The following is an 11,321-nucleotide window of genomic DNA, read 5'->3' on the forward strand; positions in this document are numbered from 1 at the left end:
GCTTCCGTCCTGTCGTCGTCGTGGGACGCCGCGGGGTCGTGGGGCGTCGTTGGCTCGTGGCTGTCGTGGGCGGGCTGCGCGTCAGCGGTACTTGTGGAAGCCCTCGCCGCTCTTGCGTCCCAGCAGGCCGGCGGCGACCATCTTCTTCAGCAGCGGGGCCGGCCGGTACTTGTCGTCGTTGAAGCTCTCGTAGAGCACCTCGACGGACTTCAGGATGGTGTCCAGGCCGATCAGGTCGGCCGTCTCCAGCGGGCCCATCCGGTGGTCGAAGCAGGTCTTGAAGATGCGGTCGACGTCGGCGGCGGGGGCCACCCCGTCCTGGACGAGGAAGGCCGCCTCGTTGATGGTGAGCATCAGCACACGGTTGGAGACGAAACCGGGCACGTCCTCGACGACGATGCACTCCTTGCCCATCCCGGCGAGGAAGCGGCGCGCGGTGTCGATCGTCTCGGGCGTGGTGTGGTAGCCGCGGATGACCTCGACCATCGGCTTCATCGGCACCGGGTTCATGAAGTGCATGCCGATCACCCGCTCGGGGCGCGTGGTGACGGAGCCGACACGCGTGATGGAGATCGCCGAGGTGTTGACGGCGAACACCACCTCGGGGCGCACGATGCGGTCGATCCGCTCGTACACCTGCTTCTTGATGTCCCAGTCCTCGGTGACGTTCTCGACGACGAAGTCGGCCTTGGCGAGCAGCTCGTAGTCCGTCGTGAACTCGATCCTGTCGAAGACGCCGGCCACATCGACGCCGGCGCCCTTGTTGAACAGGGCGTAGGCGCGCAGGCTGGTGCGCAGTTCCCGGCGCGCGTTCTCCAGGACGTCGTCGGAGACGTCCACGAGCACCACCCGGTGACCGGTCTGGGCGAGGTTCTGTGCGACGCCGACGCCCATGACGCCCGCGCCGACGACTCCTACGGTCGTGAATTCCATCTCGTACGACTCCGTTAGCGTGCGCCGCGTACGGCGTAGATGTTGTGGATGTCCGTGCCGACGTACAGCTCGTCCTGCTCGGCGGTGACGGTGAAGCCGTGGCCGCGCAACAGGTCGGTGAGGCGCGCCACCTCGCCGTCGGCGTCGTGCACCTCCAGCACCATCTGCTGGATCTTCGGCCAGTCGGCGTCCTCGATACCGTCGATGACCTGGCGTTCGCTCTTCTGCACGTCGATCTTGATGAGGTCGATCCGCTCGATGCCCTGTTCGCGGATGACGGCGCTGAGCGGGCGCAGGGTGGCGGTGAACTCGATGGCCTCGAACCGGACGTCGAGCAGGTCGTCGGAGGAGACCAGCTCCGCCACCTCGGCGTCGGCGCCGGTCTTCTGCTGGTTGGCGATGATGGTGCGCAGGTTGTGCTTCTCCTCCTCCTCGTCGGGGTGGAAGGAGGACATCCCGGAGCTGCGCGGGTAGAAGGTGAACCGCGCCGTGGCCTCGGCGTCGGAGACACCGATGTTGAACAGGGTGGCGTTGACGCCGTGTTCGGCGACGTTCCGGCTGATCAGCTCGAACATCGGCGGGGCGGGCTCGAAGGTGAAGACCCGTACGTCCTTGGCCTCGTAGTGCGCGAACAGGGAGAACAGGCCGATGTTGCCGCCGACGTCCACGACGGTGGCGCCGTCGGGGATCGTGATGCCGTTCTTGGCATAGGTGCGGTGCTCGAAGATGTCCTCGTAGAAGTGCTTGGTCTCCGCCTCGTTCTGGTGCCACACCGTCAGGCCGTTGGGCAGCCGGAAGCGGGCCAGGGAACTGCCCGTGTGCGAGGAGCCCTCGGCGGTGTGGTCCAGCTCGCCGCCGAGCCGCAGGACGTCGATGGCGGCCGCCATCCGGGGCAGGGTGGACCACTCGTACACCTCGCGCAGCGTCAGCTCGACGCCGAAGGTGCGCTTGATGCGCAGGATCAGCCGGGTGGCCAGCAGTGAGTTGCCGCCGATCTCGAAGAAGCTGACGTCCCGGGGCAGTTGCTCGTTCTTGAGCAGCCTGGCCCACAGGGGGGTCAGGTCCCGCTCGGTGGCGGTGGGCTCGTTCTCGCGGGTGTGCCGGGCGGCCGTCGTGGCGCCGTCGGCGACGAGGTCCAGCTCGTCGGCCGGGAACCCGGCCCAGTCGATGTCGGCGCCCGCGAGCCACAGCCGGCCGAGCGCCTTCAGGACGACGGCGGAGTCCGACTGGCGCTCCAGCGGGTGGCGCATCGAGGCGACGATCGTGCCCGCCTCGGCGCCGCGGACCACGGTGGCCAGGCTGCTGAGGGTCTGCCCGGGGCCGGTCTCCAGCAGCAGGGGGGCGGCCGCGAGGTGGCGCAGGCCGTCGGCGAAGCGGACCGTGCTGACCAGATGGCGGGCCCAGTACGCGGGGTCGGTCGCCTGCTCGTCGGTGACAGGCTCACCGGTGACGTTCGAGATGTACGGGATGCGCGGCCGGCTGAGCGTGAAGGTGCGTGCCAGCTCGGTCAGCTGCCCGGCGATCGACTCCATCATCGTGGAGTGGAAGGCATGCGTGGAGCGCACCCGGCGGCTGATGACGCCCTGCTCGCGCAGGGTGGTCTCCAGCGCCTGGACGGCGGCGACGGGGCCGGCCACCACGCAGAACTCGGGTCCGTTGACGGCGGAGAGCGACAGCTCCTCGCCCAGGTACGCGGTGACCTGCTCCTCGGGGAGCATCACGGCGAGCATGGCGCCCTCGGGCAGCTCGTCGATGAGCGCGGCGCGGCGGGCGACCAGGGTCAGGGCGTCCTTCAGGGTCAGGACGCCGGCGAGGGTGGCCGCGACGTACTCGCCGAGGCTGTAGCCGATCATGAGGGAGGGGCGGGCGCCCCAGGACTCCCAGAGCCGGGCGAGCGCGTACTCGATGACGAACAACGCCGGCTGCGCCAGCCGGGTGGCGTTCAGCCTGCGCTCGGCCTCGCTCTGCGGGCCGGTGTCACGGCCGAGCATCCGGCGCAGGTCGACGGCCGGCGCCGGGTCGCCCGCGGACCGGGTCTCCTGCGGGTCGGGGAAGACGACCTCGCGGATGTCCAGGCCCAGTTCGGGGGCGAGCGCGTCGGCACACTCGTCCAGGGCGGCGCGGAAGACCGGGAAGTCCCGGTACAGGTCCCGGCCCATGTCGAGGTAGTGGTCCCCGAGTCCGGGGAACATGAAGGCGACCGGGGCCGTGCCGCTGGCCTCCTGGGCACCGATCTCGGTGGCGGCTCCCTCCCCGGTGAGGACGGCGCCGCGATGGCCTCCCTCGGTGCTGCCCACGGTGCGGATGCGCACCGGCACGTCCTCCCGGGCGAGGCCCTGTGCGAAGCGGGCCTTCAGTCCGGCGAGTCCTGCGTCGAGGGTCGTGCCGTTGGCGCCGCTGACCAGGGCAAGATGCCACAGGACCGGCTCGGTGGTGTTCTTGGGGCTCATGCCTCTCCTTGAGGTGTCGGCCGTCCGGAAAGGGTCGAGCGCCCAGTGCTGCTGCCCCGTGCCCCTTTTCGAGGTGTCCGTCTCAACCCACTTTCGAGGCGTCGGCTAGAGCGGAGCCGGAGCTGCGGTCGACATCCGCCCGCCCGCCGCTCGCCGCTCGCCGGTCCCCCGTCCCCGGTCCCCCGTCCCCGGTCCCCCGTCTCCCGTCCCCCGTCTCCCGTCCCCCGTCCCCCGTCCCCCGTCCCCCGTCTCCCGTCTCCCGTCTCCCGGCGGGCGGAACGAGAAGAGCCCCCGGCGGCCACCCGGAGTCGGGTGGCCGCCGGGGGCCGAGGGGCCGCCCGCGCGTGACGGAGGGGAACCGCGGGCGGTGGTCACAGCCGGAGCGCGGACTCCGCGTGCCGGCGGGCCAGTTCCAGCGTGGCGGTGGAGTTGCGGCCGAGGGCCTCGCGGACATAGCGGCGGGCCTGGGCGAGGTCCGCGCCGGGGCCGAGGACGCGTTCCACGGCGTCCTCCCGCAGCACCACGCTGTGCTGCGCGACCACGGTCACCCCGGTCTCGTCGGGCACCACCGACCACTCACCGGTGTGCGCCTCCATCAGCGCGGGCGTGGTGGTCTGCTTGTAGACGATGCGGCCCGCGTGCGGGAAGCAGATCCGCACCGACTCGGTGGTGTGCACGGAACCGTCCGCCGTGAGCGTGTCCATCGCCATGACCTGGACGCCGGGGCTGTCCTCCGTCAGGTCCAGCCGTGCCACGTGCGGGATCAGCCGGGGCCAGTCACCGGCCCGGTACAGGAAGTCGTACACCGCCTCGGCCGGTCCGTCGACGCGCACCGAGTCCTCGAAGGAGAGCACCAGCTCGTCGAGCTTGCGCCAGCGTTCGGCCAGCCCCTTCAGACTGGCCAGCTCGGCCCGCGAGTTGGTGTCCACCGCCCGGTCCACCCAGGCCACGTCCTCGGCCCGGTCGTCGTACACGGTGAAGTCGTGCAGCAGGGTCAGCAGGGCCGATCCGCCCGGCAGTTCCTCGACGATCCATGTGCCGTGCATCATCTCCACCGGCGCCTGGGGGTGCGACTGGCGGAACTCGATGCGCCGGGTCTGCGGATCCTGCACGCGCTGCGAGACCCAGGAGCGCACCTCGCCGGTGGCCGTCGCCCACATCCGCAGCCGTTCGTCGGTCCCGTCGAACTCCAGGCGCTCCACATGCACGTTGGGCGGAAAGAACAGCGGCCAGCGGACCGCGTCCGAGATCAGTCCGTAGACCACCCCGGCCGGTGCGTCCACCTCGATCGAGTGCGACGTACGGTGCACACGCTCACCCGTCACCACAAACACCTCTTCCTCGTCGTTCGGATCCGTTCGGGATCAGTAGTTGCCCAGTCCGCCGCAGACGTTGAGCGCCTGCGCGGTGATCGAGGCGGCGGGTTTCGAAGCCAGGTAGCCGACGAGCGCGGCGACCTCCTCGGGCGTGGAGTAGCGGCCGAGCGGGATCTTCGCCTCGAACTGCTCCTGCACGACGTCCTCGCTGGTGTTCCACGCGGCGGCGTACCCCTGGCGCACCCGGGCCGCCATCGGCGTCTCCACATAGCCCGGGCAGACCGCGTTGACGGTGACCCCGGAGGGGGCCAGCTCCCGCCCGAGGGCCTTGGTGAAGCCGACGACGCCGTGCTTGGAGGCGCTGTAGGGGGCGCCGAGCAGGACGCCCTGTTTGCCGGCGGTGGAGGCGATGTTGATGATCCGGCCGTGCGCGGCGCCTGCCAGCCCGCCGTGCTTCAGCGCCTGACGGGTCACCAAGAAGACGCTGTTGAGGTTGGTGTCGATGACGTCGTACCACAGCTCGTCGTCGAGGTCCGCGGTGACGCCGCCGCCGCTGCGGCCGGCGTTGTTGACCAGGACCGAGAGCGGTCCGTATGTCTCGACGGCGGCGGCGACGAGCGCGGCCACCGACTCCCGGGAGCGCACGTCGGCGGCCCGGCCGTCGACGTCCAGGCCCTCCTCGCGCAGGTCCGCCACCGTCTGCTTGACGTCCTGCTCGGTGCGGGCGCACAGGAAGACGCGGTGGCCCGTGCGGGCCAGTTCCCGTACGACCTCCAGGCCGATGCCGCTCGTGCCGCCGGTCACCAGGGCGACGGGGTGGGTGTAGGTCATGCTCAGTGCTCCTTGGGCCGGTGGGCGGGGGTGGGAAGGGTCAGACCCGGTTCGTGCCGGGCCTCCCCTGCGAGCGGGGCGGGCAGCCGCAGCGGCGCGAGTGCGCGGTCCAGGTCGTCGCGGGTCAGCAGGGTGCCGCGGGCGGCGACATAGCCGTCCGGGCGGATCAGCAGCCAGCAGCCCGGGTCCAGGCCGAGCGCGGAGCGCAGCCCGCCGCCGGGGTCGGCGAGCGGTGCCGGCCCGTCGGGGCGCCGGCCGCCCACGGTCCGCACGGACAGCCACTCGCTGTACTGGACGGCGGCGGTCACCGCCACGCCGACGGGCGCGTCACCGGGACCGATGCCGCCCGCCGCCAGCAGCAGCGTCCAGCGGGGGTCGCGCAGTTCGTCGTGCAGGGCGCGGCAGCCCGGGTCCGCCGGGTCGTGCACCCGGGCGGCCGTGACCCGCTCGCCGGGGCCGGGGCCGGGTGTCGGCAGCCTGCCGAAGACCAGCACCGGTCCGGCCCCGCAGAGCTGCTCGTAGACGTCGATCGTGGTCAGGGAGGACTCGTCGTACCCGATGCGCAGCCCGGACATGCCGCCGAGCACCTTGCGCTGGAGGGCCCTGCGCAGCGCGGGGACGGCCCGCACGACGCCGAGGACGACGGGCAGCGCGGCCGAGGCGAGCAGGTTCTTCAGCTGGACGAGGGAGGTGGCGGTGCGGGTGGAGCCGAGCAGCTCCCGGCCGATGGGGACCCGCTCCTCGCTGTAGGTGTCGAGCAGTTCCCGCCCGGCGTGCCCCTGCTCGACCTGCGCGAGCTTCCAGGCCAGGTTGTACGCCTCCTGGATGCCGGTGTTCATGCCCTGCCCGGAGGCGGGGCTGTGCACATGGGCGGCGTCCCCGGCCACGAACACCCGGCCCCGGTGCATGCGCTCCACCATCCGCTGCTGGAAGGTGAACACGGACGTCCACTCCGGTTCGCCGACCCGGACCCGGCGGCCGAGCCCGGCCGACAGCTTGCCGCCGAGCCGCTCGGCGGCACCTGCGGACGCGGCACCGGTGGTCTCGTCCGGCCCGGGCGCGGTGTCGAGCAGGCGCCAGTGCCCGTCGCGGGCGTAGGGCACCATCATCAGGGCCTGGCTGCCGGTGTGCGTCCAGTAGATGGTGTCGGGCGGCAGATCGGTGTCGACGGGGGCGTCGGCGAGCATCCAGGTCTCGCTGGCCCTGCCGAGCAGTTCCAGCCCGAGCAGCTTGCGCACGGTGCTGTGCCCGCCGTCGCAGCCGACCAGCCACGAGGTGCGGACGCTCTGCTCGCCGCCGTCCGCCCCGGTCAGGCGGACCTGCACGCCCTCGGCGTCCTGCTCGAAACCGGTCAGGCGGGTGCCCCACTCGATCTCGACGCCGAGCCGGGCCACCGCCTCGCGCAGCACGGCCTCGGTCTCCGTCTGCGCGATGACCAGCGTGTACGGGTACGACGTGGGCATCGTCGAGTAGTCGGCCTCCAGGCGCACCAGGCGGCGCCCGCCGGCGTACATGGTGAACGCGCGGTTCTTCCGGCCCCGCCGCAGCATGCCGTCGACGACGCCCATCTGCGCGTACGTCTCCAGCGTGCGCGGGTGCACGGCCACGGCCCTGCTGGTGGTGGCGGGTGCCGGAGCGGCGTCGACCAGCCGCACCCGCAGCCCCCGGCGGGCCAGTTCGTGGGCGGCGGTCAGGCCGACGGGACCCGCGCCGACGACGATCGCCTGCGGTGCGCCGGTGTAGGGGATCACGCGCTCTCCTCGACGGTCTCGTAGAGCCCGGGGTCGGGCGTGGCCAGCGGGCCGAGCTGGCGGACGATGGACTGGAACTCCTCGCTGCGCACGGCCTTGCCGTGGGCGGCGGCGTCCTGCCACACGGCGAGTTCGAGGAAGACGCGGGAGTCGGCCGCGTGGCGCAGGGTGCGGTGGCTGACGTAGCCGGGCTGGGCGGCCATGTACGCGGTGAGCCTGCCCTTGACGGCGAGGAAGGCGTCGAGGTCGCCGTGGACGGTCAGCTTGTTGACGAAGGTCACCATGGTCTGCTTGCTCCTGACGGGGTCGGGTGGGGTGCGGGGGCGGACGGCTCAGGTCCCGGCGCCGGCCGCGGCTCGCGTCCTGAGTCCTTGGCGGACCCGGCGCCGCTCCGGCTTCCCGGTGGGGGTGCGGGGCACGGCGTCCAGCGCTTCGGTGCGGCGGACCTGCTCGAAGTGGGCGAGCCGCTCGTTGGCGCGTGCGGCGATCGAGTCGAGGACCGCGCGGGTGCCGTCGGCGTCGCGGGCGTCGCCCGTGTCGCGCAGGACGACGCCCGCCCAGGCCAGGCCGCCGTGTTCCGCGTCGGGCCAGTCGGCGACCAGGCAGTCGGCGACCCGTGGGTCCTCGCCGAGGATCCGCTCGATACGGCTGGGCGAGACGATCTCGTTGTCGTACTTGAAGATGTCGTCGGCGCGGTCCACCAGCCACAGGGCGCCGTCGTCGTCGATGTGTCCGACGTCCCCGGTGGAGTACCAGCCGTCCGCGTCGATCCGTGCGCACCGGTCCTCGTCGAGGTAACCCGCCATCAGCTGGGGGCCCTTGACCTGCACCTCTCCCGTGGACCCGGCGTCGAGGGGGCGGCGGGTGGTGAGGTCGACGAGCCGGCACTCGGTTCCGGGCACGGGCGTGCCGACCGCTCCGGGCCGGTAGCGGCCGGGCTGCTGGCAGTGGGTGAGCGGGGACAGCTCGGCCATGCCGTAGCCCTGCACCACGGGTACGCCGAGCAGGTCGCGCAGGGTACGCGCCGCGTCGGGCCGCAGCGCCGAGCCGCCGGACAGCACGGCCGTCAGCCGCGGACCGCCGCGGGCGGCGTGCGGTGCGCGCGTCAGGCGGGCGTCGGCGGCGAGGCGGTGCAGCCGTGCGGGCAGCCCGTAGTAGTGGGTGGCGCCGGTGCCGGCGGCCACCGCCAGGGAGACCAGCGGGTCGGGGTCCTGGCACAGCACCTGGCAGGCACCCGCGTACAGCGCCGAGTTCAGGTGCATGACGTGGTACAGCGGCAGGTGGTTGACGGTGACCGAGTCCGGGCCGAGCCGGTGGGTCAGTGCGGTCTGCCGGGCGTTGGCGACCAGGTTGCGGTGGGTGAGCAGCACGCCCTTGGGCCGGCCGGTGGTGCCGGTGGTGAACTGCACGCAGGCGACGGAGTCCGGGTCGCCGCGGTGCGCCGGCGCGCCGTGCGGCACGTCCTCGAGCGCCTCGAACAGGCACCGGCACCCCTCGGGGACCGGGCCGCCCGGCGCGTCGGTCACCACGATCGTGCGCAGCCGCGGCAGTTCCGCGCGCATCTTCGCGAGCCGCTCCGCCGTGGCGTACGGCACCAGCACGATCTCGGCGCCGGACACGGCGACGACATGCCGCAGTCCGTCCTCGCCGGTCAGCGGGTTGATCAGGACGGCGGTGCCGCCGCCGCGCAGGGCGCCGTGGTAGGCGGCGGCGAACACCGGGGTGAGGGTGTGGGCGACGCCGACCCTGACTCCCGGCCGGTGCCCGGTCTGCCGTTCCAGGAACACGGCGATCCGGTCGGCCAGGACGTCCAGTTCACGGAAGGTCAGCGCGGTGTCCGCGGTGCGGACGGCGATGCCCTCGGGATCGCGGGCGGCCGCCGTGCGCAGCAGGCCGTCCACCGGGAGGTCCGGGTACGTGAAGTTCGGCACGGGCTCGTTCTCCTGCGGGTCTCGGTGGGCGCATCCCACGTTCGGCCGGGCTGCTTGAGGAAGGTTCGAAGGGCGCTCGACCTGCGCCCGCGACGGTGTCGACATCCGATGGAACGGAGGCCTGTCCCATGCCCACCGAGTTGCTCGTCCGTCCCGAACCCGTCCGCACCGACGCCGAGTTCGGCGGACTGTACGCGCAGGTGCAGCAGTTCTACGCCCACCAGATGCAGCTGTTCGACCTGCACGAGGCCGAGCGCTGGGCGGCCACGTTCACCGAGGACGCCGTCTTCAGCGTCCCGACCCTGGACGCGCCGGTGCGCGGCCGTGCGGGGCTGGTGGCGAACGTGCGCCGCAACGCGGCCCAGCAGGAGCGCAGCGGGGAGCAGCTGCGGCACTGGATCGGGATGCTCGACGTACGCCCGGGACGCGACGGAGAACTGCTCACCCGCGCCTACGCCCTGGTGTACGTGACGCCGCGCGGGGGTGCGTCGCGGCTGCTGCGGGTGTGTGTCATGGAGGACGTCCTGGTGCGGGTGCGCGGCAAATGGCGCACCCGGCACCGGCTCGTCACCCGCGACGACCTGGCCTGACCCGCCCGCCTCTCGCGCCCACCACGCCTTGCCGAGCCCGTGACACCCGGAGGTCCGCCATGATCGACCACACCACCCAGGAACGTCCTCAAGCCGCCGCCCCCGCCGCCCTGTACACGCAGGTCCAGCAGTTCTACGCCCACCAGGTCGGGCTGCTCGACGATCTGCGGGCCGAGGAGTTCGCCGACACGTTCACCGCGGACGGCGTCCTCGTGCCCTCGCCCGCCGCGTCCCCGGTGCGCGGCAGGCCGGCCATCGCGGCGGCGCTGCGCGCGGCCCACGAGCGGCGGTTCGGCACCGAGGCGGTACGGCGGCGCCACTGGCACACCATGCTGCGCGTCGAGACACGCCCCGACGGCGCGCTGACCACCCGCTACTACAGCCTCGTCCTGATCACCCGCCCCTGGGACCCGGCACCGGTCATGGGCCCGAGTTCCGTGGTGGAGGACGTCCTGGTCCACGAGTCCGGTCAACTCCTCACCCACGAACGCCGGGTCACACCGGACCACCTGTCGTTCTGAAGCGCTCTGTCGCTGGGGCGACGGTCTTGCACGACGGGCGTCTCCGGCTGCGGCGCCGCAGCCGCGGCCAGCCCCGTCCCACTGACGCGGTGATGAGACCGGGCCGTGCCGAGTGGGCCCCGCGTCGCCACAACTTCCATGCTGCGTAGGGTTGTTACGGAAGCCTTTCCCGCGCTCGGCACAGCTGCACAAGGTGTGCGCCGCGTCGACGTGCACGCCCGGCCGTGTCCACGACCTGGGCGCGCCCCGCGCCCGCCGGGTCGCCAGCCACCTCAAGCGGGCCCGGCGATCCGGTGGCGCCCGCCTGTCTCGGGCTGCTGCTCGCCGGGGGCGGCCCCATGGTCCCCAGTACGTTTCTGGCGCTGCCGGTCGCGCTGCTCGCCTGAAGCTGCGCGGTCGTGGCGACGGCGTTCCTCGTGCCGCCGCCGGAACGGTTCGACGACGAGCAAGCAGGCCGTTCGGGCGTCGCCGAGACCGTCGAGGGCGTACCCGCCGCACTGCTGGCCTCCCCCACCGCGCTCGGCCCCCTGCTGTGCAACGCGACCGGAGCCCGGGGCGGCACAGCGCTCGCCATCGACACCGGGGCCGACCTCGGCGCCCTGCTCGCGCTCTGCGCGGGCCTGGGCGTCCTGGCTCACCGTGACCCGCACTTCAGGAAGGCAACACCGTGATCGACGTCGAATCCGTCACCGTACGCTTCGGCGGCCACACAGCCCTGAGCGAGACGTGCTTCACCGTGGCCGACGGCGAGTTCGTCTGCCTGGTGGGCCGCAACGGTTCCGGCAACAGATGTTGGCTGCAAGGTTGGCCGGTAGCGCGGGGAAACAGGGCAAGGCCTGAGTTCTTTCCTCCCCCCGTCCGGGGTGCTCCCTCTGTCTCACCGCAGCTATCCAAAAGTCCACTCTCAGAGGTCGTTTTCTCCCGATGTTTCATCCCGGGATGCGGATTTGATCCGGTGATGTCGGGTCGCGCCAGGAGATGGTGGCCTCGCCGGTCAG

General features: G+C 72.3%; 11 protein-coding genes. 4 read left to right on the plus strand and 7 right to left on the minus strand.

The features are described 5' to 3' along the window. Nucleotides 1–81 precede the first annotated feature (81 nt). The 7 genes from AB0L75_RS41090 to AB0L75_RS41120 form a co-directional block, all read right to left on the minus strand. A complete protein-coding gene (locus tag AB0L75_RS41090; protein ID WP_365191393.1) occupies nt 82–933 on the minus strand; it encodes a 3-hydroxyacyl-CoA dehydrogenase NAD-binding domain-containing protein in 852 nt (283 codons plus the stop codon). A 14-nt stretch (nt 934–947) separates the two neighbouring features. Then, entirely contained in the window at nt 948–3,383 is a 2,436-nt protein-coding gene (locus AB0L75_RS41095) for an FkbM family methyltransferase (RefSeq protein WP_365191394.1), read from the minus strand. A gap of 371 nt (nt 3,384–3,754) precedes the next feature. Next, a complete protein-coding gene (locus AB0L75_RS41100) occupies nt 3,755–4,708 on the minus strand; it encodes an aromatase/cyclase (protein WP_365191395.1) in 954 nt (317 codons plus the stop codon). Nucleotides 4,709–4,747: 39 nt separating this feature from the next. Further along, nucleotides 4,748–5,530 (minus strand): 3-oxoacyl-ACP reductase FabG, encoded by a 783-nt coding sequence (gene fabG / locus AB0L75_RS41105; RefSeq protein WP_365191396.1) that lies wholly within the window; start codon nt 5,528–5,530, stop codon nt 4,748–4,750. 2 nt (nt 5,531–5,532) lie between these two features. Further along, complete coding sequence (locus tag AB0L75_RS41110; protein ID WP_365191397.1) at nt 5,533–7,281, minus strand: FAD-dependent oxidoreductase; 1,749 nt, start codon at nt 7,279–7,281, stop codon at nt 5,533–5,535. Beyond that, nucleotides 7,278–7,565, minus strand: a complete 288-nt coding sequence (locus AB0L75_RS41115; RefSeq protein WP_365191398.1) for an antibiotic biosynthesis monooxygenase family protein — start codon at nt 7,563–7,565, stop codon at nt 7,278–7,280. Before AB0L75_RS41115 ends, AB0L75_RS41110 begins: the two co-directional genes overlap by 4 nt. 48 nt (nt 7,566–7,613) lie before the next feature. Then, the gene (locus AB0L75_RS41120; protein ID WP_365191399.1) at nt 7,614–9,212 is read right to left on the minus strand and encodes a class I adenylate-forming enzyme family protein; all 1,599 of its coding nucleotides are present in this window, start codon (nt 9,210–9,212) and stop codon (nt 7,614–7,616) included. Nucleotides 9,213–9,340: 128 nt separating this feature from the next. Here AB0L75_RS41120 and AB0L75_RS41125 point away from each other — a divergent pair, with 128 nt between their 5' ends. From AB0L75_RS41125 to AB0L75_RS41140, 4 genes are all read left to right on the plus strand, one after another. Continuing rightward, on the plus strand, nt 9,341–9,802 hold the full coding sequence (locus AB0L75_RS41125) for a nuclear transport factor 2 family protein (protein ID WP_365191400.1): 462 nt from the start codon (nt 9,341–9,343) through the stop codon (nt 9,800–9,802). 59 nt (nt 9,803–9,861) lie between these two features. After that, entirely contained in the window at nt 9,862–10,323 is a 462-nt protein-coding gene (locus AB0L75_RS41130) for a nuclear transport factor 2 family protein (RefSeq protein WP_365191401.1), read from the plus strand. A 224-nt stretch (nt 10,324–10,547) separates the two neighbouring features. After that, the gene (locus tag AB0L75_RS41135; RefSeq protein WP_365191402.1) at nt 10,548–10,709 is read left to right on the plus strand and encodes a hypothetical protein; all 162 of its coding nucleotides are present in this window, start codon (nt 10,548–10,550) and stop codon (nt 10,707–10,709) included. Nucleotides 10,710–10,721: 12 nt separating this feature from the next. After that, the gene (locus tag AB0L75_RS41140; protein ID WP_365191403.1) at nt 10,722–10,994 is read left to right on the plus strand and encodes a hypothetical protein; all 273 of its coding nucleotides are present in this window, start codon (nt 10,722–10,724) and stop codon (nt 10,992–10,994) included. Nucleotides 10,995–11,321 lie beyond the last annotated feature (327 nt).

The sequence above is a fragment of the Streptomyces sp. NPDC052101 genome (assembly GCF_040680235.1).
Lineage (GTDB): Bacteria > Actinomycetota > Actinomycetes > Streptomycetales > Streptomycetaceae > Streptomyces.

What these genes read in the sequence shown, in the direction of transcription:
- AB0L75_RS41125 (WP_365191400.1), top strand. Translation starts at nt 9,341, where the DNA reads ATGCCCACCGAGTTGCTCGTCCGTCCCGAACCCGTCCGCACCGACGCC.
- AB0L75_RS41130 (WP_365191401.1), top strand. Translation starts at nt 9,862, where the DNA reads ATGATCGACCACACCACCCAGGAACGTCCTCAAGCCGCCGCCCCCGCC.
- AB0L75_RS41095 (WP_365191394.1), bottom strand. Translation starts at nt 3,383, where the DNA reads ATGAGCCCCAAGAACACCACCGAGCCGGTCCTGTGGCATCTTGCCCTG.
- AB0L75_RS41115 (WP_365191398.1), bottom strand. Translation starts at nt 7,565, where the DNA reads ATGGTGACCTTCGTCAACAAGCTGACCGTCCACGGCGACCTCGACGCC.
- AB0L75_RS41090 (WP_365191393.1), bottom strand. Translation starts at nt 933, where the DNA reads ATGGAATTCACGACCGTAGGAGTCGTCGGCGCGGGCGTCATGGGCGTC.
- fabG (WP_365191396.1), bottom strand. Translation starts at nt 5,530, where the DNA reads ATGACCTACACCCACCCCGTCGCCCTGGTGACCGGCGGCACGAGCGGC.